Here is a 24,877-nt window from a genome sequence, read left to right as displayed (position 1 = left end):
TATGACTTCAACCAACTGAATTTCAAAGATAAGGTCGCGGGAAGCGATCGACAACATCCAGATCAATGGTGAAAGCACCCGCATCGACCTGAACTGACAACGGACACCCAGATCATGAACCCTGCCGCCGTCGCTCTGCTCACCACTCTGGTCTCGTCCGCCGGCTGGACGCCAAGTTGCATCACCGACCGGTCAGAGTTCGATTTCTACAGCACGTCACCGACCAACTACGCATTCGGCGCGCGCGAAGACGTTTCAAAAGCCTACAAAACCCTGGTGGAAGAAATCGGCGACCCGGCCAATTACGAAAAACCGACAGTGTTCTACGTGACCAGGGATTTCTCGCATTTCACGCAAGCGGAATGCGCCGGCGACAAATGCCGAGGCAGGGATATCGTATTCGGAGCGCAACAATGCGCGGTAGATCTCGGAAGCAATGGAACGGCCTGCACCCCCATCGCGGCAGTCTATCAGTCGCGGGCCTACTGCCTTCTTGAGCCTTCGCTGGAAGAGTTCCACGCCGACAATCCGTTTCATCCTTTCGAATAGAAAACCGATGCGGCCCCGCTCCTCACGACAACCGGGAATCATCAATGCAGCTTTCGACCATTGCTTTGCTCGCAATTCTGGCATCGTCCTCCGGCTGGGCGCCGAACTGTATCAGCGACAAAGCCGACTTCGATTTCTATGAGACGTCGCCGCAAAAATACGCGTTCGGAACACGCGAGCAGGTTGCCCAAGCCTACGAGCTGCTTGTGGATGCGGTCGGCAACCCGAGATGGTACGCCAAGCCTACACTCTTTTACGTGACGGGAGCTTACACCCAGTTCACACGAGCCGAGTGCGAGGGCGACACATGCAACGCGATGGACTTTCTCATCGGCCTGCAGCAGTGCTCCGCCGGTGCCATGAGCGCTGCTGATACATGTTATCCAATAGTGGCCATCTACAACTCCAAGATGTATTGTCTGCTCGAACCGTCGCATGAAGGAACCGATGCCGACCAACCGTTTCGTCCATACGAGTAAGAGAATGAAGTGTGTCGTTCGGCTTAAAGCAGCAGGATTTATCTTGAGAGTATTGATCTCCATCGCCGCCGTCTGCCTGTCGATGACAGGCGCGCCCGGTGCGAAAGCCGCTGCAAACGAGGCGCTCGCGGACTTCGTCGTGGCACAGGGCTGCGCGATCGGACCCGCGACGCGCGCATTGGCCGGGAATGCCGGCTTTGCAGAGGAGGCAATCGATGCTCTGGCCGCACAGGCAGATGGCGAGGCGGGCACCGTCCGCACGGGCGACTGGATCGTGCTTCCACCCAGCCTTTGCTCTATTCGTCCGCCTGAGGTGCGGAGTGAAATCGGTCTTGGTGATCCGGAGGTGACGGCCCTGACCTCCCGCATCGACGCCTATGCCGAGTCAGGAGAGCGTGGCTGCTTCATAGACGGACCCACGCTCATGGAGCGTGTCCAGGAAACGCGCGGCTGGGATGCGGATAAGGCCAATCAGGAATACCTGCGCTTTCTCGCCGAGAACCTTCGCAGCGGTGATCTGGCCTTCTACAAAAACGATCCGCTCAGCACCCCGGTCGGCTTCCAGGTGCTGACGGACGACTGCGCAGATGTGCCGGAAATCGATGCGATCCAGCGCTCGCAAGCGCTGCGCGACCGGGAGTTTGACGACCTCATACGCGCAGACGCAACCAACGTCGTCTGCGGACGGGACGACGCGCCCAGCTACCATTTTATGAATCTTGTCCAGGAGCGCACCGGCAGCGAAAACACCAATGCCTGGATGCACTTCGAGGTGCGGATGATGGCGATGGGAGGCGGCTGGTATGTCGGCAACAGCGCAACGCAGAAGGGAACGCCGCGCCCGCCGCTTTGCCGGTTTGAGTAGCTATCCACTGTCTTTCGGTATTCGGTGAGATGCGGCCCGCCTTCAAGCGCGCTTTCGATGCACAATTGGCGGTTTTCATCGCCGCGTCGGGTGGCTCATAAGATCAGCTAAGGGAACTGACCGAGCCGTTATGGCACGAGGTGGCGGTTTGCTGTCTGGCGGCTTTTCGATGATAATCATTGAAAGCAGACATCAAATGTCTGCTGGGTATTGGTTTAATTTTTGAGGATTGGGCTTGAATATACTCAAGAGAATTTTCGGTTTTGCATCATCGGGCGTTTCAGATCAGCTTCCTGCACCGCCCAAAGTTCCTACGTCGTCCGAGCCAGGGCCTGATGCATCCTCGTTTATCAACGCCAAGGACTGGCTCAAAGCTGCATCAGAACGCGATTTTGTTTGGTCTGATTTGGGTGAACTTGCCTTACCCTCCCGGGCAATCTTCGTTGGTGATCCCACTGGCGGACACGACTATCACATGCGGGCTTCAACTGGGCTGGAAGTGGACAGTGTCCGGGTCTGGGTTTTCGAATCCGGACCCGAAGGATCTGAGTTCGAGGCTCACACAAACACGCTCTTGTGGCTGGAAGTGCTCGGAACACCACCGGTAACACGCGATTCATCCTTGGATTTCGGCGTTGATGCAGCCTGTCTGGCGTTCGGTGATCTGGAAACGGGAAATGCTTTCACCCGTCTGAGCGATCTCGAATATGATGCTGGGCGAGGCGACAATTTTGAATGGCTCCTGCCGCACATCCAAGAGAAACCGCATTTCGCGCGGTGGGTAGATATACCTCCGGACGCTCACCGGATGTTTATTGCCAGCACCGGCAATGATGGCGGCTTTGCCGCTGTCTGGCTGCATGACGTGCAGGATGAGATTTCGGGTATTCTCATCGATATAGGCGGTCGCGCCAGTGATCTAAGGTTTTTGGATAAGTTGCTGCCGCAACGCAGTGAAAGCTAGCCGTGACATTTCCCGTCAGCGTACGGAGGCATTTGAGGCAGGGTCCGGCACAGACGGTCTGATTTTCTGTTATTCCAAAGTTCGGGATTTTCTGGTCGGAGTGGCAGGATTCGAACCTGCGACCCCCTGCTCCCGAAGCAGGTGCGCTACCAGGCTGCGCTACACTCCGCGACCAGACCGCGGGCTTATAGCTGTCGCGCACCCTTCCTGCAAGCGCCAAAGGGCGATAAGAGACGTCAAAACTTACGCCGTTTGTCGATCTGCCATTGAACGGAATGGGCGTTGGACAAATGGCGTGCGGCAAAGCTTAATGTGAAGTAAGGCATTGCCGATATTGCGCAAAAATTCAGACGTTCCCGGAGTCCCGCCCTTGTTTCCAAAACCCGTCGCAGACGCTGCGCCAAACACATTCGCTTTCGAGACGAGGGCGTTGGTAAAGCCTACCGGATTTCGCGAATATGATGCGCGCTGGTGGTTCGGGCATCCGGCTTCGGATAAGGCACCGGAACTCAATTTGATGGGCGTTCAGGCGCTGGGCATGGGGCTTGGTACGCTGATCCAGCGGCTGGGCGCCGGGCCGGACATCGTGACCGGCCATGATTTCCGTAGCTACTCCATGTCGATCAAGCTGGCGCTTATCTCCGGCCTTCTGGCTGCGGGTGCGCGGGTGAAGGATGTGGGCCTTGCACTTTCGCCTATGGCCTATTTCGCGCAATTCGCGCTCGATACGCCGTCGGTTGCGATGGTCACGGCCTCGCACAATGAGAATGGCTGGACCGGCGTGAAGATGGGTGCGGCCCGTCCGCTGACCTTCGGCCCCGATGAAATGTCGGCCTTGAAGAAAATCGTGCTGGAAGGCGATTTCGATCTTTCCGGTGGCGGGTCATACGAGTTCATCGACGATTTCCGCAAAACCTATCTGGACGATGTGGTTGCGGGCAAAAGGATTTCGCGCAAGCTGAAAGTGGTTGCCGCTTGCGGCAATGGCACGGCCGGCGCATTTGCGCCGGAAGCGCTGGAGCGCATCGGCTGCGAGGTCATTCCGCTTGATGTCGAGCTCGACCACAGTTTTCCACGCTACAATCCGAACCCGGAAGACATGGAAATGCTCCACGCGATCCGCGACAAGGTGCTCGAAACCGGTGCCGATATCGGCCTCGGCTTCGACGGCGATGGCGACCGCTGCGGCGTGGTCGATAATGAAGGCAATGAGATTTTTGCCGACAAGGTCGGCGTGATGCTCGCCCGCGATATTTCGGCGCTGCATCCGGGCTCGACTTTCGTGGTCGATGTGAAATCGACCGGCCTGTTCATGACCGATGAAGTGCTGCGTGCCAACGGCGCGAAGACCGATTACTGGAAAACCGGCCATTCCTACATCAAGCGCCGCGTCGCGGAACTCGGCGCGATTGCAGGCTTCGAGAAATCTGGCCATTTTTTCTTCAATCCGCCGATTGGTCGGGGCTATGATGACGGGCTGGTGACGGCTGTTGCGGTCTGCCAGATGCTCGACCGCAACCCGCAGAAATCGATGGCCGATCTCTACCGCGCTCTGCCCTTGACCTACGGCACGCCGACCATGTCGCCGCATTGCGACGATGAGGTGAAATACGGCGTCGTCGAGCGCGTGGCGGCAGATGTCGAGGCGATGCAGAAGAACGGCGCGCAATTCGCGGGGCAGGGCATTTCGGACGTTATCACCGTCAATGGGGTGCGCATTGTCTCGGAAGACGGCACCTGGGGGCTGATCCGCGCGTCGTCGAACAAGCCTGAAATGGTCGTCGTCGTGGAAAGCCCGGTTTCAGCCGAGCGCCGCCGCGAAATGTTTAATGCGATAGACGAACTCCTGCGCCGAAGCCCCGAAGTCGGCGCTTATAACCAGACGTTCTGAGTGGTGGTTGAAATGACTGAGCGCATCGTCAGTTTCGTCATGAGCGGGGGCGTCGGTTCGCGTCTCTGGCCGCTTTCTCGCGAGGACAATCCCAAGCAGTTTCACGATCTGTCGGGCGACGGCTCGATGCTCATCAAGACGCTGCGGCGGCTGAAAGCGCGCGCCCAAGGCGAAACGCCGGTGTTCCTCATTGCATCCGAGCGTCACGCCGAGCGCGTACGCTCCGATATAGCCTCGATCGATCTGGCAGGCGGCACCGCGATTTTCGAACCGGCGGGCCGCAACACAGCGGCGGCAGTGGCGATTGCCAGCCTGCAAACGCTGGCCCAATTCGGCGACGGCATCGTGCTGGTCGTGCCATCCGATCACGAGATTTCCACCGATCGCCAGTTCTGGGAAACGGTGGAGCGCGGCGTGCCGGCGGCGAGCGAAGGCCATCTGGTCGTCTTCGGCATCAAGCCCAGCCAGCCGGAAACGGGCTATGGCTATATCGAGGTTGCGGGCGAGGGCAACGATGTCAGCGCCGTTTCGCGCTTTGTCGAAAAGCCCAATCTGGAAACCGCCGAATCCTATCTGAAAGCCGGGAATTTCTTCTGGAACACCGGCATCTTTCTGTTCAAAGCGAGCGCCATGCGCGCCGCTTTTCAGAAATTCCAGCCGGAAATCTGGAAAACGGCGGAGGCCGCATTCGCCGCCGCCTCGTCGGATATTTCCGGCCTCTATATGCCGCTCGAACTCTACATGGAGATCCCGTCGAACTCGATCGACTATGCGGTGATGGAGCATGCGGCAGACATCGCAATGGTGCCTGCAAGCTTCCGCTGGAACGATTTGGGTTCATGGCAGTCGCTGCTCGACGTCAGCCCGTCTGACGATGCGGGCAATGTCATTATGGGCGATGTCGTCGCCATCGATTGCGAGAATTCCTATATCCGCAGTGAGGGAAGGCTGCTTTCGGCCATCGGCCTGAAGGACGTCGCCATCGTCTCGACGCCAGATGCGACTTTCGTCGCGCCCGTCAGCCACAGCCAGAACGTCAAGAAAATCGTCGAGCAGCTTGAGCGCAGCGGGCGTCTGGAAACGAAATTCACGCCCTCGCATGATCGCGTGCTGACCAGCGGCGCGTGGCGCAACCGTGTGCATCATTGGCTGTTCGACGAGACGCTGCCGCTCTGGTCGACGGCGGGCGTTGACGAGAAACTCGGCGGTTTTCACGAGGCGCTCGGCTTCAATGGCCTGTCGCTCAGCAAGCCGAAGCGCATGCGCACGCAGGCGCGGCAAATCTATGCATTCGCCGTTGCCAAGGCGCGCGGCTGGAATGGCCCCGCCGATGAGTTGATCGCCCATGGCATCGAATTTATCGCCAAAAACGGGCGGACGGAACGCGGCGGCTGGGTTCGCACTTTAAACGTCGATGGCGGCGTGCTCGATGCGGCAGAAGATGCCTACGATCATTCCTGCGTTTTGCTTGCGCTGGCGCATGCGCATATGTGCGGAAATCCGGATGCGCTGAAGCTCGGCGAAGAGACATTCGCATTTCTCGACGCGCATCTCGAAGACAGCCGCATGACCGGCTTTCTGGAAACGTCGGCGGCGGGTGGTTCGCGCCGTTCGAACCCGCATATGCATTTGCTGGAGGCGTTTCTGGCGTGGTTCCGTGCCACCGGCGACCGTGCCTATCTGCGCCGCGCGGCCCGCATCATCGATCTGTTTCGCAGCCATTTCTTCGACCCGGAAAGCTGGACGCTCGGCGAATTCTTCGACGACGACTGGAAGCCGGAAGCCGGCGAGCGCGGAAGCTGGACCGAGCCGGGCCACCATTTCGAATGGGCGTCGCTGCTGGTCGAATTCGCGGATCGCAGCGGGCAGGTGGATCTCACCGCCTATGCCCGCAAACTCTATGCGTCGGCGATTGCCAACGGGCTGAACCGCGCGACGGGATTGGCATATGGTGCCGTTTCGCGGCAGGGCCTGCCGCTGGATCGCATCTCGCGTAGCTGGCCGCAGACGGAAGCGATCAAGGCGGCAATCGCGCTCGATCGTCCCGATGGGCCTGACCTCAAACCGGAAATCGAAGCCCGCGTCGGACGCCTCTTCCGCTGGCACATCGACGCCGCCCCCACCGGCCTATGGATCGACCCGATCGACGAGCGGGGGAGGTCGCTGGCCAGCGAAGTCCCGGCGAGTATTTTCTACCATCTGGTGACGGCGCTGATGCAGTATCTGGATAAGACGGAAGGTGCCGAGGTTCGGTAGGGGGTGCTGTCCCGCCAGCGTTTCTACTTAAACCATGAGTTCTAGGTGCTTCGACAAACTCAATACGGGCTGTCCACATCCCCCGTCTCGACATAAACCGATTTCACCTGTGAATAATGCGCCAGCGCTTCAAGCGCGTTTTCGCGGCCCATGCCGGATTGTTTGTAGCCGCCGAAGGGCAGTTCCACCGGGGTCAGATTATAGGCGTTGATCCAGCATGTGCCGGCTTGCAGTTCCGCGATGACACGGTGTGCGCGGGGGAGGTCGCGGGTGAAGACGCCGGCGGCCAGGCCGAATTCGGTCGAATTGGCGCGCTCGATTACTTCATCCTCGTGCTCGAATGAAAGCACGCTCATGACGGGGCCGAAGATTTCCTCGCGGGCGATGCGCATGTCGTCCGTTACGCCGGTAAACACGGTCGGCTCGATGAAGCAGCCGCCGTCGAAACCTTGCAGGGCAGGGACGTTGCCACCGCATTGCAGATGCGCGCCGTCGGCTTTTCCGGCTTCGATATAGGCCATGACTTTCTCATGCTGCGCCTTGCTGACCAGCGGCCCCATCTGTGTTTCGGGATCGAGCGGGTCGCCGATGCGGATCGTTTTGGTGCGCTCGGTCAGTCGCTCTACGAAGCGATCATGCAGGCCCTTTTGCACAAAAACGCGGGTGCCGTTCGAGCAGATCTGGCCTGTCGAATAGAAATTGCCGAGCATCGCGCCGCCGATTGCGTTTTCGAGATCGGCATCATCGAAGATGATCAACGGCGATTTTCCGCCAAGCTCCATCGTCGCGTGCTTCATCTTGGAGCCTGCCAGCGACAGCACCTTGCGGCCGGTCGGCACGGAGCCGGTCACCGAAACCTTGGCGACGACATCGTGCTCGACAAGTGCCGCACCCACATCGCCATATCCCTGCACGACATTGAACAAGCCGTCAGGCAGGCCTGCCTCCGTGTAGATTTCAGCCAAGGCGAGTGCTGAAAGCGGCGTGTTTTCGGATGGTTTGAAAACGACCGCATTGCCCATTGCAAGTGCGGGCGCAGATTTCCAGCCTGCGATCTGGATCGGATAGTTCCAGGCACCGATGCCGACGCAGACGCCGAGCGCTTCGCGGCGCGTATAGGCGAACGGCCCGCCGAGATCGACGAACGAGCCGTTGAAGGTGGCGATAGCACCCGCGAAATACTCGAGTGCGTCGGCGGCGGATGCTGCGTCCGCAACGCGCGTTTCCTGAAGCGCTTTGCCGGTGTCCAGCGTTTCCAGCCGCGACAATTCTTCGTTCTTTGCACGTAGCAGATCGGCTGCCCGGCGCAAAATGCGCCCGCGCTCGACAGGCTTCAGTCTTGCCCAGGCAGGCTGCGCGGCGCGTGCCGCCTCGACCGCGAGCTCGACTATGTTGGGCGTCGCCGAATGCAGCTTCGCAATCGTCTCGCCGGTTGCCGGATAGATGACCTCCAGCGGCGCGCCCTGTTCGTCGTCCACATAGCGGCCATTGATGTAATGCGAGGCTTTTGGTTGGGCCTTCATGCGGCGCTCCATTGATTTTTGTAAAGATACTACAGTCACCGGTCGCTGGTGCGCCAGCGCGGATTGATCCACGGCTCCTGATTGGACGGGCTGAGCGGGGTTCGGCCGAGAATATGGTCCGATGCCTTCTCGCCGGTCATGATCGACGGGCCGTTGAGATTGCCATTGGTGATACGCGGGAAAATCGAGGAATCCGCGACCCGCAATCCCTCGACGCCGATGACGCGGCATTCGGGATCGACAACGCTCGTTGGATCGTCGGCGCGCCCCATTTTGCATGTGCCGCAGGGATGGTAGGCGCTCTCGGCATGTTCGCGAATGAAGGCGTCGAGCTGGTCGTCGCTCTGGACGTCCGCACCCGGCGATAGCTCCTTGCCGCGATAGGGATCGAAAGCAGCCTGCCCGAAGATTTCGCGGGTGAGGCGGATGCAGTGGCGAAAGTCTTCCCAGTCGTCGGGATGCGACATGTAGTTGAAGCGGATTTCGGGATTGGCCCAAGGGTCGTTCGAGCGCAGCGAAACCGAGCCGCGCGACTTGGAGCGCATCGGCCCGACATGCGCCTGAAAGCCATGGCTCTTTGCTGCCACCTTGCCGTCATAGCGGATGGCGGCGGGCAGGAAATGGTATTGAATGTCGGGATAGTCGATGCCCGCTTTCGAGCGTAGGAACGCAGCCGCCTCGAAATGGTTTGTGGCACCGAGCCCGCTTTTGAAGAGCAGCCAGCGTGCGCCGATCAGCGCTTTCGAAAACGGGTTCAGCACTGAGTAGAGCGTGATCGGCAGGATCGATTCCTGCTGGATATAAAGCTCCATATGGTCCTGGAGATTCTGTCCTACGCCCGGCCGGTCGGCAACGATTTCGATGCCGTTGGCGCGCAGATGGTCCGCAGGGCCGATACCGGACAGCATCAGCAGTTTCGGTGAATTTATCGAAGAGGCAGCGAGGATCACCTCACGTTTCGCCTTAACGATTTGAATCTGTCCGCGAACTTCGATCTCGACGCCGGTGGCGCGTTGATTCTCGATGACCACGCGCCGCGCGAAGCCTTTGACGAGTTTGACGTTTTTGCGTTTCAGCGCAGGCCGCAGATAGGCATTGGCGGCAGACCAGCGGCGACCCATATGGATCGTCTGTTCCATCGGCCCGAAGCCTTCCTGCTTCTCGCCATTATAGTCTTCGGTGATCTCGAAACCGGCCTGTTTCCCAGCGTCGGCAAAGGCCGCGTAAAGCGGGTTGAGGCGTGGTCCGCGCTGGACATGCAGCGGCCCGTCCGTGCCGCGCCAGCCGGCCTGTCCGCCATGCGAATGCTCCATGCGCTTGAAGTAGGGCAGCACGTCCGCATAAGCCCAGCCGCGCGCGCCTGCGTCCGACCAATGGTCGAAATCATGGGCATGGCCACGCACATAGACCATGCCGTTGATGGAGGACGATCCGCCCATCACCTTGCCGCGCGGCGTGGCCAGCACGCGTCCGCCAAGATGCGGTTCCGGTTCGCTCGAAAAACCCCAATCGTAATGGCGCATGTTCATGGGGATCGACAGGGCGGACGGCATCTGGATCAGCGGCCCGAAATCCGTGCCGCCATATTCGATGACGATGACGGAGTGCTTGCCGTCTTCCGACAGGCGGTAAGCCATGGCCGAGCCCGCCGAGCCCGAACCTACGATGACGAAATCGGCTTCAAGCATGGTGGGGGCCGTTCTTGAAGGGGATCTGGAGGGTCGGCGCAGCACCCCTCTCTGTCCTGCCGGACATCTCTCCCACAAGGGGAGAGAACAGCAGTTTCGACGCATTCGCAATTACGCCGAAGGTTGGCGAAATCCAAAATAAAGGCTGTTCTCTCCCCTTGAGGGGGAGATGGCTGGCAAGCCAGAGGGGGGTGCTGACGTGCTCAAACATCCCCAACATGCCTCATGAAATCCGCAAGCGAAACATTGCCGCCGCTGGCGACCAGCAGGACGTTCTTGCCCTTCACATCGATCTGGCCGGAAAGGAACGCCGCCAGCGAAGCAGCACCCGATGGTTCGAAGACAAGCTTCAACTGCTCGAAGGCGATCTTCATCGCGCGGCGCACATCCACGTCGCGCACGGTTGCTGCCTGAGCGTCGATGGTCCGCATTGCGGCGAAGGTCGATACGCCCGGCGTGCGGGTTAAAAGCCCGTCGCAGATCGAGCTGCCGCCTAGCGGTGCGGTGGTGATCTTGCCCTGCTTCAGGGAACCACCCATGCTGTCGAAGCCTTCCGGCTCCACGGCGACGATCTGCGTTTTGGGCGAGAGGTGGAGGAAGGCGAGCGACACGCCGCCGATCAACCCGCCGCCGCTGACCGGGCAGAAAAGCAGGTCGGCTTTGACGCCCGCCGCTTCAAGCTGCTCGGCGGCTTCCAGTCCCACGCCCGCCTGTCCGGCGACGATTTCCGGGTCGTCGAAGGGATGCAGCAGGGTAAGGTTTTCTTCCGCCGCGATCTGCTTTGCCCGCTCGAACGCGACTTCGCCGCGAACGCGCTCGCCGTGATCGGTCTGCACGACGCGCGCGCCATAGCCGGTCGTGGCATCGACCTTGGCCTTGGGCGCATCTATCGGCATGACGATGGTGACGGGAACGCCCAGCGCTTCGCCCGCTGCGGCCAGCCCTTGCGCGAAATTACCTGACGAATGAGCCACGACGCCGCGTTTGGCTTCTTCGGGCGAAAGCCGGGTCAGCCGCCAATATGCGCCGCGCACCTTGAACGAACCGGTCCATTGCAGCGATTCCGGCTTCACGAATACGCGCGCAGCACCTGCGAGTTTCGCCAGCGCAGGGGATTCCAGAAGCGGTGTGACTTTCGTCGCGCGCGAGGTGACGGTATAGGCACGGCGCAGATGGTCGAGATCGGGGATCATTTTGCCCTCAGACTGTCATAGGAAATCATCACATGCTCGGCATAGGCCGGACGTTTGGTCAGCCGGTCGTAATAGGCGCGCAGATGCGGCGTATCGGCCCGCTCGAAATCGAGATCGAAATAGCGATAGAGCAGCGCGCCGGCGATGATGTCTGCGAAGCACAGCGTGTCGCCGCCGATATAGTCGCTTTCCGCCAGACGCCCATCCAGAATGCGCGCGACGGCTTTCAATTTCTCTGCGCCAGCGCGGATTGCATCCTCATCGCGCTCGCCCTCGCGTTTGGAAATACTTGGCCAGAACACGCCGGTTATGAAGGCAGGCACCAGCGTCGTCTTGGTCCATTCGCCCCAGCGGTCGAGCGTGGCGCGATGAACTGGATCAGCAGGCCAGAAGGCCTCGTCGCCGTGAAGCGCGCCAAGACAGCGCACGACGGCACCGCTTTCCCACAAGTACGTGTCGCCGATCTGGACGACCGGCACGAGCCCGTTCGGGTTCATGGCGAGAAATTCGGGCGTCTTGTTGCCGCCGAATACGCCGCCGACATCGTAGCGCTCGAAGTCGAGGCCGAGTTCGGCAAGCGCCCAGACGACGGTCTGCACATTGCTCGAGGTCGCGCGTCCCCAGACCTTGATCATCTCACTCTCCCCTTGGGAAACGCTTGGAATCTTCCAGCGTGTCGAGGTTCATGTGGTTGCGCATGTAGCGCTCGGAAGCCTTCTGCAACGGCTGGAATTCCCATGGGTAGTAGGCTCCGTTGCGCAGCGCCGGATAGATCACCCAGCGGCGCGCCTGGCTCTCGCGCACATCCGCATCGAAGCGCGCCATGTCCCAGCGCGCGCGGATTTTCTGCATGAAGGAGGCGACCAGATCGGCATGCGCGGCATCGCCCGCGAGGTTCGTCGTCTCCAGCGGATCCGATTCAAGATCAAAGAGTTGCGGCGGGTCGATCTCGCAATGCACGAATTTGAAACGGCCCTCGCGCATCGCAACCATCGGCGCATAAGAGCCTTCGGCGGCGTATTCCATGAGGACGGGCGCGGTACGCTCTTTGCCGCGCGTCAGCGGCAGGAGCGTCTCGCCATCGGTCCATGGCGCGATGCCGCTCATGTCGATGCCTGCGAGGTCGCAAAGCGTCGGGCAGAGGTCGAGATTGGATACCGGCGTGTCGATCAGGCCGGGCGCGATGCCCTTGCCCGCAATCATCAGAGGCACGCGTGCGGAACCTTCGAAGAAGTTCATCTTGAACCACAGGCCGCGCTCGCCCAGCATGTCGCCGTGGTCGGAGGCAAACACGATGATCGTGTCGTCCAGCATCCGCGTGCGCTCCAGCACGCAAAGCAATTCACCTACCTTGTCGTCGAGGTAGGAGATGTTGGCGAAATAGCCCTGCCGCGCACGGCGCACCTGCTCCGGCGTGATCTCATGGGATGGATAATCGCTGGCGGTGTAGAGCCGCCGCGAGTGCGCATCCTGTTCATCGAACGGGATGAAACCGGTCTGCGGTTCGAGCTGCGGGATGCCTTCGTAAAGGTCCCAATATTTGCGCCGCGCCACATAGGGGTCGTGCGGATGCGTGAAGGATACGGTCAGGCTCCACGGACGGCGTGTCTCGTCGTCGGAAACGCGCGAGTAGTCGTAGAGCTTCTGCGTGGCGTGGAAGGCGACCTCGTCGTCATATTCCATCTGGTTGGTGATTTCCGCGACGCCCGCGCCGCTCACCGAACCGAGATTGTGATACCACCAGTCGATGCGTTCGCCCGGCTTGCGATAGTCCGGCGTCCAGCCGAAATCGGCGGGGTAGATGTCGGTCGTCAGCCGTTCTTCGTAGCCGTGAAGCTGATCCGGCCCGACGAAATGCATCTTGCCCGAAAGTACCGTCAGATAACCCGCGCTCCTCAGATGATGCGCGAAGGTTGGTATCGAGGAAGCAAACTCCGCCGCATTGTCGTAGACGCCGGTGCGCGACGGCAATTGCCCGCTCATGAAGGCGGCGCGACCCGGCGCGCAAAGCGGGGAGGCAGTGTAATTGTTGGCAAAACGCGCCGAGCGCTTGGCGAGCGCTTTCAGATGCGGCGCATGCAGGAAATCCGCAGGCCCATCGGGAAAGAACGTCCCGTTGAGCTGGTCCACCATGATGATGAGGATGTTGGGCCGAATGCTCATGCGGCAGTCTTTTCCAATTTCGTTTCGAGATAGTCTTCGATGATGGCTGCGGCACCGGAAGGGTTTGCCGGGCCGTCCTTCAGCGCACGGCGAATGTAGAACCCGTCGATCAATGCCGCGACGGCTTCGGCCGTCTTGTCCGCCGCATCGCGTGGCATCAGCGGCAATAGCCCGCTCATCAAATTGGAATGCAGCCGCCTTGCGTAGACGCGCAGCAGGCGGCGCATCGCGTTGGAGCGCTGTGCCTCGACATAGAAGGCGAGCCATGCCGCGATTGTCTCAGGCCGGAACTGAATGTCGGAAAAATTGACCGAGATGATTGCCGAAAGGCGCTCGCGCGGCGTCTCGGCAGCACTCAGCGCCTTGCGCGCATCCGCGCCCAGCTCGGAAAGAATATGGCGCATCGTTGCCTGAAGAAGCTCGTCCTTCGCACCGAAATAGTGATGCGCGAGTGCAGACGACACGCCAGCGCGTCCGGCGATATCCGACATGGTGACGTCCAGCGAACCACGCTCGCCGATCGCGCATATTGCAGCGTCGATCAGCGCGCGACGACGCACCGGCTCCATTCCAAGCTTGGGCATAGGTTCCCCTTCTGCGGGCAACTTATTTTTTATTGAGTGATCAATCAATAAAAAACCGACGCTGGTGGGGACGCGGCCCGCATCCCATATGTTCCTCAGGATTGCCCGGAATTCGCCCGGTTGGATTCTCGCTGCAAATGTCGCAACATGCGTAATGTCGATGGCGGGTCTCCGGCTGGTTCAGGGCAGAGTTCGTCTTTGAAAACATAAGGTTGGAGCGCGGCCCCGATTCAGTTCGTCAACGCCGCCCCATCCGGGAAGGACAGTTATGACTGCATGTATCGTTGGCTGGGCGCATTCCCGCTTCGGCAAGCTCGAAGGTGAAACGCTGGAAGGGCTGATCGTCAATGTGGCGCGCGAGGCGCTGGACCATGCGGGTCTCGGACCCGAAGACGTGGACGAGATCGTGCTTGGCCATTTCAACGCAGGCTTCTCGCCGCAGGATTTCACCGCAAGCCTCGTGCTGCAGGCCGATGACCGCCTGCGCTTCAAGCCTGCGACGCGCGTCGAAAATGCCTGCGCCACCGGTTCGGCGGCGGTGCGGCAGGGCATCCGCGCGGTCGAGGCGAAAGCCGCGCGCGTCGTGCTTGTCGTAGGTGCCGAACAGATGACGACGACGCCCGGCCCGGAGATCGGCAAGAACCTTTTGAAGGCCTCCTACCTGCCGGAAGAGGGCGATATTCCCGGCGGCTTTGCCGGTGTGTTCGGTAAGATCGCGGATGCATACTTCCAGCGCTATGGCGACCAGTCCGACGCGCTGGCGACCATTGCCGCCAAGGCGCACAAGAACGGCGTCGATAATCCTTACGCGCAAATGCGCAAGGATCTGGGTTTCGATTTCTGCCGTCACGAGAGCGAGAAGAACCCGTTCGTCGCAGGCCCGTTGAAGCGCACGGATTGCTCGCTGGTTTCGGATGGTGCAGCCGCGCTGGTTCTGACAGATGCGACGACCGCGCTTTCCATGCGCCGCGCCGTCGCCTTCCGCGCCAATGAGCATGTGCAGGATTTCCTGCCCATGTCGAAGCGCGACATTCTGCTTTTCGAAGGTTGTGAAGAGGCATGGGCGCGGGCGCTGAAAAACGCCGGCGTCACGCTGGACGATCTCTCCTTTGTCGAAACGCATGACTGCTTCACCATCGCCGAACTCATCGAATATGAGGCGATGGGGCTGGCGAAACGCGGGGAGGGCGGCAAGATCGCGCTGGAAGGCCAGACGGCGAAAAACGGTCGCCTTCCGGTCAATCCTTCGGGCGGGCTGAAATCCAAGGGCCACCCGATCGGCGCGACGGGCGTTTCCATGCATGTGTTGACCGCGATGCAGCTTACCGGCGAGGCGGGCGGCATTCAGGTGCCGAATGCGAAACTCGGCGGCATCTTCAATATGGGCGGTGCCGCGGTCGCAAACTACGTCTCCATTCTGGACCGCATCAGATGAAGCAATCGGCTGTCGTCACCGGTGGTGCGTCCGGCATCGGCCTTGCCGTTGTCGAGCGCCTGTTGGAAGACGGCTGGCCGGTCGCGATCATCGACGCCGATGCAGCAGCACTTGCCGAGGCGGAAGACAATTTCGCCGGTGAAAACGCGATTTTCATCGAAGCCGATCCGACCGATGAAGATGAACTGGCCGAAGCCTTCGATCAGACGGTGGACAGCCTTGGCCTGATCGGCGGTCTGGTCAACTGCATGGAAATCTGGCGCGAAGCATCCGCCGAAGAAACCAGCGCCGAACTGCTGCGCGAAATGCTCGACGTCAATCTCGTCGGGCCGTTCATGGCCGCGAAAGCCGCGCTCGAACGGATGGGGCAGACCCTTGCCATCGTCAATATCGGGTCCGTTTCGGGCGTTCGCGCCAACCGGGGCAATCTTGCCTATGGCGCATCAAAGGCCGCGTTGAAACTGATGTCGGATACGCTGGCCATCGAATTTGCCGGACATGGCGTGCGGGTAAACTGCGTCGCGCCCGGCCCGGTCGATGCGCCCGCGCTTGCAGTCTCGCTGCAACAGAGGCTATGGCTTGAATCCGTGCCGCAGGGACGTCTTGCCCAGCCAGAGGAAGTGGCGGCGGCGGTGTCGTTTTTATTGTCGCCGGAAGCGAGTTTTATCACAGGCCAGACGATTGCCGTCGATGGCGGACTGATTGCTGCCGGAATCTTCCGCGAAGACTGAGCCCGATTTATCTCCCTTTGAAAGATTCTGAATGAGCTTTTTCGCGAAGATGCTGTCGGCTGGCATGGTTTTATTTTGTGTATACGGGCAGGCTTATGCCTTCGAAACGCCGGAAGCCGTCGCGAAGTCTTTCTGCGAGGCCCGCGTGAAAGGCGACGATGCCGCCCAGCGCGCCCTGTTTTCGCCTTCACTGCTGCGCGCCGTGGATGAAGCCGAAGCCCGCAACAAGCTGATCGCCGATGCCAATCCCGGCGAAAAGCCGCCATTCGGCGACGGCATTCCGTTTCAGGGTTTTCAGGATCATGCGCCGGTCTGCAAGCCGGGAAAAATTACGGGGCGGGCAGGGCGCATGGAAATCCAGGTGTCCTACGATCTCCCGGATTTTCCCGGCAATGGCTGGAGCGACCGGCTGGTGCTCGTCGAAAACGGGAAGGACTTTCTGGTCGATGACATCAAATTCGCCGGGCTGGCCAACAGCGATGTGGATTTGACGCTGCGCCGCGTGTTGTTTGAGGCGTTCGATCAGTAAGGCGGTTCCGCTTTTGACGGAATCGCGGGGCAACCCCCCTCTGCCCTGCCGGGCATCTCCCCCTCAAGGGTGGAGATTGGCCGATACTGCCATCGGTGCTCAATTCTACGACGTTATCGATTGATGCCGCGCTTTCATGACGAAATAATCTCCACCCTTGAGGGGGAGATGCCCGGCAGGGCAGAGGGGGGTCGTCTCGCACAAGCGCATCTATTTGAGATGCCTGCTCTAAAACGCCAACTCCACCCGTCCAAACGCCGGTATCTTCAACGCAGGCTGCAGAATATCGATGCCTGCGACCAAACCCATAAAGTGAATCTCGACACCGCTCAGCGCGCCGACCGAGAAGCCCAAGAACCCGCCCAACGTAGCGTGGAAATCATGCGCTTCCGGCGACCAGTCTATGGCGAAGACGCCCGGCGCATAGTCGCGGCCGGTTGCATTGGGGGGCATGCGCGCGCCAAGTTCCGGCACGGTGCGCACCACATGCGCGACGAAGCTGTTGGAGTTCGGTCCCGGCCAGATGTGATAATCGCCGCTCTTGGAATAGGGGTAGTCGGCAATCGCCGCCTCGACTTTCGGGATCAGCCGCTCAGCCGTTTCGCCTGTCACCGCATGTACGATTACCGGCTCGTTCGAATACCAGCGCGCATCGGCGGGATAGCCGTTCTTGCGCACGGGCGAGCCCCAGCCGACCTTGTCGTAGCGGTCGTAATGATCCGACCCGGCCTGCTTCGTCACCACCCAGCTATGCACCGAAAGCGCACCCTTCATGCCGCCGGTCCGCGCCGCCATGATGTAGATCGCCGCATCGTCTTCGCTGCGCACGACCGGCAGCACGCCGCTCGCCGACCAATCGGCGGAGCGCCACGAGTTCGGGCGGTCCTGCATCGCCCACCAGCCGAGTGTGGCGAGGGTCGGAAAAATGAAGAAGATCAGCACGAACAATGCCAAGCGCGTTGCGATCCACATGCGTTGAAAAGCCTTTGCATCGGGTTTTTTACGGAATAAGCACGTGAGTAAGCGTGCTTTGAGATAAACTTCCAATCAATTTGGTGAAATCGTGACAAACCCTGTTCTGGTCGAAGTTTTGCGCGGCAGCCATGTTGAAAGCAGGCATCGCGGCACGGTTTCGGTTTTCGATGCGGATGGCAAAAGCGTTCTCGCGCTTGGCGATACGCAACGGCCGGTCTTTCCGCGTTCTGCAGTCAAATCCATCCAGGCTTTGCCGTTGATGGAAAGCGGCGCGGCGGATGCGTTCGGCTTCGGAAACAAGGAACTCGCGCTGGCCTGCGCCTCACACAATGGCGAAGTCGCACACACCGAACTGGCGCGCGCCATGCTGGCCAAAGCCGGTCTGGACGGCACCGCACTCGAATGTGGTGCGCATTGGCCCTCGCGGCAAGAGGCGACCATCGAGCTTGCGCGCACCGGCGGCAAGCCCAGCGCCCTGCACAACAATTGCTCCGGCAAGCATTCCGGTTTCGTCTGCACCTGCTGCCATGCGGGCATCGCGCATAAGGGCTACATCCATGCAGGCCACGCGCTGCAGGAAATGGTGCGCGAGGCGATGGAGGATGTGACGGGCGCTACGCATAATGCGGAAAACAGCGGCATAGATGGCTGCTCGATCCCGACCTATGCCGTGCCGCTCGACAATCTGGCGCAAGGTTTTGCCAAGATGGCGACCGGCGTCGGCTTGGGTGCCGAGCGTGCGAAATCAGCGAAACGGCTGTTCACGGCCTGCATGGCTGAGCCATTCTATGTGGCCGGAACCGGCCGTGCCGACACGAAACTCATGGAGGCCGCGCCGGGGCGCATCTTCGTGAAGATCGGCGCCGAAGGCGTGTTCTGCGCGGCAGTGCCTGAACTTGGGCTGGGTATTGCCCTAAAGTGCGACGATGGCGGCAGCCGCGCTGCGGAAGTGATGGTGTCCGCCGTGCTTGCAAAGCTTCTAAGCAAAGATGAAGCGCTGGCCGCACGGCTGGGCGAGCTTGCCAATCCGGTTTTGAAAAACTGGAACGGCATCGAAGTCGCCTCGCTTCGTCCGACTGCCGAGTTGAGCTAGTCAGCGCAACTGATTGTTCGAAACGATGAGGTTCGGCATGCGCGCATCCGGCTCGCGCGCCAGATCGACGGTGACAGGGTCCGCCCAGCGATAGCCGACGATGCCGCCGTTGGAGGCGTCTTCGATGATATTGTTGGCGATGGTTGCCGCACCCACGCCCTCGACCACGCTGACCGCGATGCCGGTCGAGACCTTGCGGAGGACATTGCCGGTGGCGGTCACATTGCGCATGAACGGCCCCCAGCCGATATTCATGCCGAGCCGGGCACCTTCCACGATGTTGCCCGTAACAGTCGTATCGGCTTCGACCGAAAGCCCGATGCCGAAGCCTGCGGCGGTCGCTTCATAAGGGCCTTTGGTGGTCAGGTTGCGCACCAGATTGCCCGAACAGACGGCCATGCGTCCGCCCTCGTTGAAATTGGCGATGGACACGCCATTCGCGGCACCATCCACGATGTTGTCGGTAATGACCGCGCCTTCGAAGGCGAATTCGGCGTAAAGCGCGGTCTCGCCAAGCCGCTGGCAAGTGTTTCCACGTATCTGGATATTGCCCGAACTGTTGGCGCGGATGGCCGAAAAGGCGCAATCCGAAACCATATTGTTCGCCACGATGACGTTTCCGGCGCGAAATGCGTTGATGCCATTGCCGGTCTGCCCGGTGCCGCCATTGCGCGAAGCGATGCGGCTGACGCGGTTTCCCGTGACATTCGTTCCGTCTTCGCCGATGGCCCAGCGATGTACCAGAATGCCGCCATTTCCGCAGTCAGAAACATTGTTGCCGATAATGTCGAGGCCGCTTGCATCGACCGAGAAAATGCCGAAATCTGCCGCGCCCGAAATCCTGTTTGCGTTGACGCGGCCGGATGCGCGCTCCAGCGCCAGTCCATCTCTGCCGCTGCCGAGGATTTCGCAGCCTTCTACGATGAGCCGCGCGACGCGTTTCAGGTCAATCAGCGCACGGGCGCTGCCATCTATCGCGTGATTTGCGCCATCGAATGTGAGGCCCTGCAAATCGATATGTTGCGCTTCGTTTGTGCTGAACAGATGGCCGTTTCCGCCGAAGACGATGCGTGTCGCACCCGCAACGCCGGACAGGCGCACGGCGGCGGGTAGCGCGATGGATGAAAGGATATAGTTTCCGGGCGGCAGGAAGATTGGTGCATTTCGGTCCGCGGCCTCACGCAGCATTTTGGCAAACGCCTTGCTCTGATCTTGCGAAGAATTCGCGCGAAGCCCAAGTTCGGTTGCGTTGAGTGCGCCGCGCAGGCTGCTGTTTGCCGCGAAGGCTCCCGAAAGGCCGAGAACGGAAAATCCTGCGGTTCCGACCAAAAATCTGCGCCTGTTCAGCATCGTTGTGTCTGCCTCGTTTGCGGGAACCCGTTCGACCTTACTTCATTCGTGCGGCTTGCCGCATGTCGCCTGCTTTCCTAGATTAAAAGTATGAGCAGAGCATTCACACGCGAAGAAGATAGCGAAAACGCAATTTCGGGTATCGGCGAACGTCCGGTGAGCGAACATCGCAATCTGGTGACTGAAAACGGGCTTGCGCTTATCGATGCGGAGCTTGCCGAACTGCGTGAAAATCTCGCAAAGGCGGAGGCCGATTCCGACCGCGAAAAGATGGCGCTGACCTCGCGCGATCTGCGCTACTGGACGGCGCGGCGCGAAAGCGCGGAACTCTCCGTCCCGGAAGCCGACAGTTCTGTCGTGCGCTTCGGTATGACCGTGACCATCGAAGACGAGCAGGACAAGAAAAACGTCTGGAAGATCGTCGGCGAGGACGAAGCCGATGCCACCAAAGGCATGATCTCACATGTCTCGCCAATGGCGCAGGCCATGTTCGGCAAAAGCGTGGGCGATGTGTTTACGGTCAATGGCCGCGAATGGGAAATCGTGAAGTTCGGCGGGAAGTGAGCGCTTAAATTCAGCGTGGCAGCTACTTAGCCAAGGCCCGGTAGGCTACTTTATATTTTTCCATCCGTTTTTTAGCGACTTCTATTTGAGCCTGCATGTCAGGTGTCAATTTCGGCTCCGACTTCGCAAGCATAGAAAGCGCATCGTGGTACTTATCGGCTGCTTCTTTTGCAGCCAATATCTGTTTTTTCACGTTGTCTTTGCTCGAATTACTCATCGAAGCCTCCTTCCATCAGCAGATTACAAAAAACAGATTAAAACCTCAAGTTGTGTTTAGCCTATCCAGCAGCCGTTCTGCTGCTTCCGGGATCACCGTGCCTGGCGGGAAGATTTCGGCGGCGCCTGCTTTGAGGACGGCTTCGTAATCCTGCGGGGGGATGACGCCGCCTGCGACGATGACGATGTCGCCGCGGCCAAGGCGGGCAAGCGCCTCGCGTAGTTCCGGCACCAGCGTCAGATGGCCAGCGGCCAGCGATGATGCGCCGACGATGTGCACGTCATGATCGGCGGCGATGCGGGCGATTTCTTCCGGGGTCTGGAACATCGCGCCGACGGTGACGTCGAAACCAAGATCGGCAAAGGCGGTCGCGATGACCTTCTGGCCGCGATCATGCCCGTCCTGACCCATTTTCGCGACGAGAATGCGTGGTTTCGAGCCGTTTTCGCGCTCGAAAATCTCGACTTTGCCCTGCACGCGGTCAACCACCGGATTCTCGCCGATTTCCTTGCGGTAGACGCCGGAAATCGTCTGGACCTCGGCAACGTGGCGACCGAATACTTTTTCCAGCGCCAGCGAGATTTCGCCGACTGTGGCTTTGGCGCGGGCGGCACGGATTGCGAATTCGAGCAGATTGCCGTCGCCATGCGCGGCATTGGTCAGCGCATCGAGTGCGCTTTCGACCGCTGCGACATCGCGCGTGCCTTTGAGTTCCTGCAATTTCGACAATTGGCGGGCGCGGACCTCGGCATTGTCGATCTTGAGAACATCGACTTCCATGTCCTGTTCGGGACGGAACGCGTTGACGCCGACGAGGATCTGCTTGCCGGAATCGATGCGCGCCTGCGTGCGTGCGGCGGCTTCCTCGATGCGAAGCTTCGGAATGCCTTTTTCGGTCGCGGCGGCCATGCCGCCCAGCGTTTCGACTTCCTCGATATGCGACAGCGCGCGGGCGGCGAGGTCATGCGTCAGCCGCTCGACATAGGCCGAGCCGCCCCACGGATCGATGAGCCTCGTCGTACCGGATTCCTTTTGCAGGATAAGCTGGGTGTTGCGCGCGATGCGGGCCGAATGGTCGGTCGGCAGCGCCAGCGCTTCGTCAAAGGAATTGGTGTGCAGCGATTGCGTGTGGCCTTGCGTGGCGGCCATCGCCTCGATCATGGTGCGCATGATGTTGTTGTAAGGGTCCTGCGCGGTCAGTGACCAGCCGGAGGTCTGCGAATGGGTGCGCAGCGACAGCGAGCGCGCATCCTTCGGCGCGAAGTTCTTCTGCATGAGCTGCGCCCAGATGAGGCGCGCGGCGCGCATCTTGGCAACTTCCATGAAGAAGTTCATGCCGATGGCCCAGAAGAAGGAGAGGCGCGGCGCAAAACGGTCGATGTTCAGCCCGGTGGCGACACCGGCCCGCGCATATTCGATGCCGTCGGCAATCGTATAGGCGAGCTCGAGGTCGGCGGTCGCACCGGCTTCCTGCATGTGATAGCCGGAAATCGAGATCGAGTTGAATTTCGGCATGTGCTCGGATGTGTAGGAGAAGATGTCCGAGATGATCCGCATCGAGGGTTTCGGCGGATAAATGTAGGTGTTGCGAACCATGAACTCCTTCAGAATGTCGTTCTGAATGGTTCCGGCAAGCTGCTTTGGCGAAACGCCCTGCTCCTCGCCCGCAACGATGTAAAGCGCCATGATGGGCAGAACCGCGCCGTTCATGGTCATCGAAACGGTCATCTCGTCGAGCGGAATGCCGTCGAAAAGCTGGCGCATGTCGAGGATGGAATCGATTGCCACGCCAGCCATGCCGACATCCCCCGCAACGCGCGGATGGTCGCTGTCATAGCCGCGGTGGGTGGCCAGATCGAAGGCGATGGACAGGCCTTTTTGACCCGCCGCGAGATTGCGGCGGTAGAAGGCGTTGGACTCTTCGGCCGTCGAAAACCCGGCATATTGGCGGATCGTCCACGGTTTCTGGACATACATGGTCGGGTAGGGGCCGCGAATGAACGGCGCGATGCCCGGATAGGTATCGAGATAGGGCAGGTTTTTCAGGTCGGCCTCGCCATAGGCGGATTTGACCTTGATGCCTTCCGGCGTTTTCCACTGGCGCGTTTCGCCGCCGGACGGAGCGTTTTTCGGCTCCGACCAGGGAATCGCCGTGAAGTCTGGCGTCATTGCGCCGCCTCTAGCAACTCGTCGATGCGCTTTGCCGCGAGGTTTTCGCAAAATACCGTGCCGTCGCTCGGTGCCGGGCGCTGTTCGGCGGCAATCGTCGAAATCGGGCGCTCGACCTTCAGCGGATAGACCGTCGTGCCGACGATCTGGCGCTTGCCTTCGCGATAATCGCGGGTGCGCTCGTCGCGTGCGGCAAGAACCCGCTTCTGGATATGGCCCGCGGCAAGACTTGCCAGCACGCCGCCTTCGGCTTCGATCGCCTGGAATTCCTTCCACGCGGCTTCGCAAAGCGAGGTGGTAAGGCTTTCGACGCCGCCCGAACCGGCAGCCGGATCGGAAACGAAATCGATATGGCTTTCATCGGCCAGCAACAATTGCGTGTTGCGCGCGACGCGGCGGGCGAATGCATCCGGCAGGCCGTGGGCAATCGTATAGGGCAAAACCGAAATCGAATCCGCGCCGCCTGTCGCCGCACCGAATGCCGCGAGCGTGCCGCGCAAGATGTTGGTTTCCGGGTCCTTTGCCGTCATCATGCGATGCGAGGTCTCGGCATGGATGATAGCGGGTGAGGGCGGGATCGACCAGATTTCCTGGACCTTCGCCCACAATGTACGAACGGCGCGAACCTTGGCGGTGGACAGGAACTGGTCCTGATCGACGCTGAGCGCAAAGCCGATATGGGGTGCTGCATAGACCAGCGCCTGACGGGCCTCGACGAAGAGTTTCAGATGCGCGACGGCTGCGGCAAGCATGATGCCGAGCTCCTGCGCTTCGGTCGCGCCCGCATTGTGGAAGACGCGGCCATCGGCTTCCAGAAGCACGCCCGGAACGCCGATGGTGAAGAAATGCGCCAGCGACTGCGGCATGGAGGCCTGAAGGGCTGCAATCGACATGCGCAGCCTGCCGGTGCCGGCAAAGATCGCGGACGGGTCGATGCCGAAGGACATGCTGAGCTTTGCCGGATCGACGGCGCGCTTGTTGAGGATCGCCACCAGCCAGTCGGCCATGGCGCGGCTGGACGGATGCACATCGACGCGCACATGCGTCTTGTTGAGATCGACGCCTGCCAGAACCTGCTCAAGTGCCTGCGGCGTTCCGGGCAGGCCATAGCCGAACGCATTCGGCGCGCCTTCGAAGACGAGCGAAAGCCCTGTCGCGCCCTGCGCAATGTCTTCCAGCGCCTGTTTTGCCGCGCGCGCCGGATCGGGATCGTCGACGCGCTGAACGATGCGCCATGGAACGGAAGGGTTTGCGCGGGTAAGCGGATTGATTTTCGTCGAGCGTTCGGGCAGCGGATCGATCTCGATGCCATCATCGGTGCGCGAGACCAGAGCTTCCTCATAGGCAGCCCCTGCGAGCGCCTTTTCGGCCAATGCGCGCCATTCTTCCCTGTCTGCTCCAGGAAATCCGCTTTCGGTCGAACTCATTCCAATTCCCTTATTCCGTATATGAAAATAGACTCTAAGAGGTGAAGCCCACTCCCGCAATCCAATAAGAACCTATGCGACGAAAGGCGGGCCTTTGTCGCGCGGTCCCTTATGAATTGCCAAACACCAAAGGCCTCGGCAAGTCATCAATTTCGCATTTCGACGTATTGCCATTGTGACGCTGCAAACTGGTCACTATAAATCTCGCATCGCATTCTAACAGACAGTTGTT

The 24,877-nt window shown here is 60.3% G+C and carries 22 protein-coding genes and 1 tRNA gene; 11 read left to right on the top strand and 12 right to left on the bottom strand.

The features are described 5' to 3' along the window. The first annotated feature begins 114 nt into the window (after window positions 1-114). From ABFT80_RS20995 to ABFT80_RS20980, 4 genes are all read left to right on the top strand, one after another. Complete coding sequence (locus tag ABFT80_RS20995) at window positions 115-549, top strand: hypothetical protein (RefSeq protein ID WP_347973908.1); 435 nt, start codon at window positions 115-117, stop codon at window positions 547-549. Between the two features lie 44 nt (window positions 550-593). Next, window positions 594-1,028, top strand: coding sequence for a hypothetical protein (locus ABFT80_RS20990; protein WP_347973907.1), 435 nt, complete (start codon window positions 594-596; stop codon window positions 1,026-1,028). A gap of 43 nt (window positions 1,029-1,071) precedes the next feature. After that, window positions 1,072-1,893, top strand: coding sequence for a hypothetical protein (locus ABFT80_RS20985; protein WP_347973906.1), 822 nt, complete (start codon window positions 1,072-1,074; stop codon window positions 1,891-1,893). Between the two features lie 235 nt (window positions 1,894-2,128). Next, entirely contained in the window at window positions 2,129-2,857 is a 729-nt protein-coding gene (locus ABFT80_RS20980; RefSeq protein WP_347973905.1) for a hypothetical protein, read from the top strand. 92 nt (window positions 2,858-2,949) lie between these two features. On the opposite strand, the gene ABFT80_RS20975 is transcribed toward ABFT80_RS20980, so the two are convergent. Next, a tRNA-Pro gene (locus tag ABFT80_RS20975) sits at window positions 2,950-3,026 on the bottom strand. 201 nt (window positions 3,027-3,227) lie between these two features. On the opposite strand from ABFT80_RS20975, the gene ABFT80_RS20970 reads away from it, so the two are divergent. Together ABFT80_RS20970 and ABFT80_RS20965 are read left to right on the top strand one after the other, a co-directional pair. Next, window positions 3,228-4,748 carry a phosphomannomutase/phosphoglucomutase gene (locus tag ABFT80_RS20970; RefSeq protein WP_347973904.1) on the top strand — a complete coding sequence of 507 codons (1,521 nt, stop codon included), beginning with the start codon at window positions 3,228-3,230 and terminating at the stop codon, window positions 4,746-4,748. Between the two features lie 12 nt (window positions 4,749-4,760). Beyond that, window positions 4,761-7,004: a mannose-1-phosphate guanylyltransferase/mannose-6-phosphate isomerase gene (locus ABFT80_RS20965; RefSeq protein ID WP_347973903.1), complete on the top strand. Its 2,244-nt coding sequence runs from the start codon at window positions 4,761-4,763 to the stop codon at window positions 7,002-7,004. A 59-nt stretch (window positions 7,005-7,063) separates the two neighbouring features. Here the strand turns inward: ABFT80_RS20965 and betB are convergent, their stop codons facing one another. The 6 genes from betB to betI all read right to left on the bottom strand — a co-directional run bounded on the left by betB (window position 7,064) and on the right by betI (window position 14,155). Beyond that, window positions 7,064-8,527 (bottom strand): betaine-aldehyde dehydrogenase, encoded by a 1,464-nt coding sequence (betB, locus tag ABFT80_RS20960; protein WP_347973902.1) that lies wholly within the window; start codon window positions 8,525-8,527, stop codon window positions 7,064-7,066. A gap of 35 nt (window positions 8,528-8,562) precedes the next feature. Continuing rightward, a complete protein-coding gene (gene betA / locus ABFT80_RS20955; protein ID WP_347973901.1) occupies window positions 8,563-10,215 on the bottom strand; it encodes a choline dehydrogenase in 1,653 nt (550 codons plus the stop codon). 203 nt (window positions 10,216-10,418) lie between these two features. Continuing rightward, on the bottom strand, window positions 10,419-11,408 hold the full coding sequence (locus tag ABFT80_RS20950) for a threonine/serine dehydratase (RefSeq protein WP_347973900.1): 990 nt from the start codon (window positions 11,406-11,408) through the stop codon (window positions 10,419-10,421). After that, window positions 11,405-12,043, bottom strand: coding sequence for a glutathione S-transferase family protein (locus tag ABFT80_RS20945; RefSeq protein WP_347973899.1), 639 nt, complete (start codon window positions 12,041-12,043; stop codon window positions 11,405-11,407). The genes ABFT80_RS20950 and ABFT80_RS20945 overlap by 4 nt, the downstream gene beginning before the upstream one ends. Before the next feature lies 1 nt (window position 12,044). Beyond that, window positions 12,045-13,571 (bottom strand): choline-sulfatase, encoded by a 1,527-nt coding sequence (gene betC / locus ABFT80_RS20940; protein ID WP_347973898.1) that lies wholly within the window; start codon window positions 13,569-13,571, stop codon window positions 12,045-12,047. Next, window positions 13,568-14,155: a transcriptional regulator BetI gene (gene betI, locus ABFT80_RS20935; protein WP_347973897.1), complete on the bottom strand. Its 588-nt coding sequence runs from the start codon at window positions 14,153-14,155 to the stop codon at window positions 13,568-13,570. Before betI ends, betC begins: the two co-directional genes overlap by 4 nt. Window positions 14,156-14,423: 268 nt before the next feature. On the opposite strand from betI, the gene ABFT80_RS20930 reads away from it, so the two are divergent. From ABFT80_RS20930 to ABFT80_RS20920, 3 genes are read left to right on the top strand one after another with little or no spacing between them, the layout of a single operon-like run. Further along, the gene (locus ABFT80_RS20930; RefSeq protein WP_347973896.1) at window positions 14,424-15,590 is read left to right on the top strand and encodes an acetyl-CoA acetyltransferase; all 1,167 of its coding nucleotides are present in this window, start codon (window positions 14,424-14,426) and stop codon (window positions 15,588-15,590) included. Further along, window positions 15,587-16,321 carry an SDR family NAD(P)-dependent oxidoreductase gene (locus ABFT80_RS20925; protein WP_347973895.1) on the top strand — a complete coding sequence of 245 codons (735 nt, stop codon included), beginning with the start codon at window positions 15,587-15,589 and terminating at the stop codon, window positions 16,319-16,321. Before ABFT80_RS20930 ends, ABFT80_RS20925 begins: the two co-directional genes overlap by 4 nt. A 31-nt stretch (window positions 16,322-16,352) precedes the next feature. Next, a complete protein-coding gene (locus tag ABFT80_RS20920; protein ID WP_347973894.1) occupies window positions 16,353-16,850 on the top strand; it encodes a hypothetical protein in 498 nt (165 codons plus the stop codon). Between the two features lie 228 nt (window positions 16,851-17,078). Here the strand turns inward: ABFT80_RS20920 and ABFT80_RS20915 are convergent, their stop codons facing one another. Further along, entirely contained in the window at window positions 17,079-17,822 is a 744-nt protein-coding gene (locus tag ABFT80_RS20915; RefSeq protein ID WP_347973893.1) for a DUF3750 domain-containing protein, read from the bottom strand. A 91-nt stretch (window positions 17,823-17,913) separates the two neighbouring features. Between ABFT80_RS20915 and ABFT80_RS20910 the strand changes: the two genes are divergently transcribed. Then, window positions 17,914-18,918, top strand: a complete 1,005-nt coding sequence (locus tag ABFT80_RS20910) for an asparaginase (protein WP_347973892.1) — start codon at window positions 17,914-17,916, stop codon at window positions 18,916-18,918. Here the strand turns inward: ABFT80_RS20910 and ABFT80_RS20905 are convergent, their stop codons facing one another. Then, window positions 18,919-20,268, bottom strand: a complete 1,350-nt coding sequence (locus ABFT80_RS20905; protein WP_347973891.1) for a TIGR03808 family TAT-translocated repetitive protein — start codon at window positions 20,266-20,268, stop codon at window positions 18,919-18,921. A gap of 90 nt (window positions 20,269-20,358) precedes the next feature. On the opposite strand from ABFT80_RS20905, the gene greA reads away from it, so the two are divergent. Continuing rightward, window positions 20,359-20,832 carry a transcription elongation factor GreA gene (gene greA, locus ABFT80_RS20900; protein ID WP_347973890.1) on the top strand — a complete coding sequence of 158 codons (474 nt, stop codon included), beginning with the start codon at window positions 20,359-20,361 and terminating at the stop codon, window positions 20,830-20,832. Window positions 20,833-20,854: 22 nt separating this feature from the next. Here the strand turns inward: greA and ABFT80_RS20895 are convergent, their stop codons facing one another. From ABFT80_RS20895 to ABFT80_RS20885, 3 genes are read right to left on the bottom strand one after another with little or no spacing between them, the layout of a single operon-like run. Then, window positions 20,855-21,049, bottom strand: a complete 195-nt coding sequence (locus tag ABFT80_RS20895; RefSeq protein ID WP_347973889.1) for a hypothetical protein — start codon at window positions 21,047-21,049, stop codon at window positions 20,855-20,857. A 45-nt stretch (window positions 21,050-21,094) separates the two neighbouring features. Continuing rightward, window positions 21,095-23,218, bottom strand: a complete 2,124-nt coding sequence (gene scpA, locus ABFT80_RS20890) for a methylmalonyl-CoA mutase (RefSeq protein ID WP_347973888.1) — start codon at window positions 23,216-23,218, stop codon at window positions 21,095-21,097. After that, the gene (locus ABFT80_RS20885) at window positions 23,215-24,645 is read right to left on the bottom strand and encodes a methylmalonyl-CoA mutase subunit beta (RefSeq protein ID WP_347973887.1); all 1,431 of its coding nucleotides are present in this window, start codon (window positions 24,643-24,645) and stop codon (window positions 23,215-23,217) included. Before ABFT80_RS20885 ends, scpA begins: the two co-directional genes overlap by 4 nt. Window positions 24,646-24,877 lie beyond the last annotated feature (232 nt).

Source organism: Foliimonas ilicis, from assembly GCF_039939195.1.
Lineage (GTDB): Bacteria > Pseudomonadota > Alphaproteobacteria > Rhizobiales > Rhizobiaceae > Foliimonas > Foliimonas ilicis.
Note: the sequence above shows the minus strand (reverse complement) of the source record. Positions and strands in the feature narration are given on the sequence as shown.

Bases quoted from the DNA above. Each gene is read 5' to 3' on its own strand.
- ABFT80_RS20995 (WP_347973908.1), top strand. From the start codon at position 115: ATGAACCCTGCCGCCGTCGCTCTGCTCACCACTCTGGTCTCGTCCGCC.
- ABFT80_RS20990 (WP_347973907.1), top strand. From the start codon at position 594: ATGCAGCTTTCGACCATTGCTTTGCTCGCAATTCTGGCATCGTCCTCC.
- ABFT80_RS20965 (WP_347973903.1), top strand. From the start codon at position 4,761: ATGACTGAGCGCATCGTCAGTTTCGTCATGAGCGGGGGCGTCGGTTCG.
- betB (WP_347973902.1), bottom strand. From the start codon at position 8,527: ATGAAGGCCCAACCAAAAGCCTCGCATTACATCAATGGCCGCTATGTG.
- betA (WP_347973901.1), bottom strand. From the start codon at position 10,215: ATGCTTGAAGCCGATTTCGTCATCGTAGGTTCGGGCTCGGCGGGCTCG.
- ABFT80_RS20950 (WP_347973900.1), bottom strand. From the start codon at position 11,408: ATGATCCCCGATCTCGACCATCTGCGCCGTGCCTATACCGTCACCTCG.
- ABFT80_RS20945 (WP_347973899.1), bottom strand. From the start codon at position 12,043: ATGATCAAGGTCTGGGGACGCGCGACCTCGAGCAATGTGCAGACCGTC.
- betC (WP_347973898.1), bottom strand. From the start codon at position 13,571: ATGAGCATTCGGCCCAACATCCTCATCATCATGGTGGACCAGCTCAAC.
- betI (WP_347973897.1), bottom strand. From the start codon at position 14,155: ATGCCCAAGCTTGGAATGGAGCCGGTGCGTCGTCGCGCGCTGATCGAC.
- ABFT80_RS20930 (WP_347973896.1), top strand. From the start codon at position 14,424: ATGACTGCATGTATCGTTGGCTGGGCGCATTCCCGCTTCGGCAAGCTC.
- ABFT80_RS20925 (WP_347973895.1), top strand. From the start codon at position 15,587: ATGAAGCAATCGGCTGTCGTCACCGGTGGTGCGTCCGGCATCGGCCTT.
- ABFT80_RS20920 (WP_347973894.1), top strand. From the start codon at position 16,353: ATGAGCTTTTTCGCGAAGATGCTGTCGGCTGGCATGGTTTTATTTTGT.
- ABFT80_RS20915 (WP_347973893.1), bottom strand. From the start codon at position 17,822: ATGTGGATCGCAACGCGCTTGGCATTGTTCGTGCTGATCTTCTTCATT.
- ABFT80_RS20905 (WP_347973891.1), bottom strand. From the start codon at position 20,268: ATGCTGAACAGGCGCAGATTTTTGGTCGGAACCGCAGGATTTTCCGTT.
- greA (WP_347973890.1), top strand. From the start codon at position 20,359: ATGAGCAGAGCATTCACACGCGAAGAAGATAGCGAAAACGCAATTTCG.
- ABFT80_RS20895 (WP_347973889.1), bottom strand. From the start codon at position 21,049: ATGAGTAATTCGAGCAAAGACAACGTGAAAAAACAGATATTGGCTGCA.
- scpA (WP_347973888.1), bottom strand. From the start codon at position 23,218: ATGACGCCAGACTTCACGGCGATTCCCTGGTCGGAGCCGAAAAACGCT.
- ABFT80_RS20885 (WP_347973887.1), bottom strand. From the start codon at position 24,645: ATGAGTTCGACCGAAAGCGGATTTCCTGGAGCAGACAGGGAAGAATGG.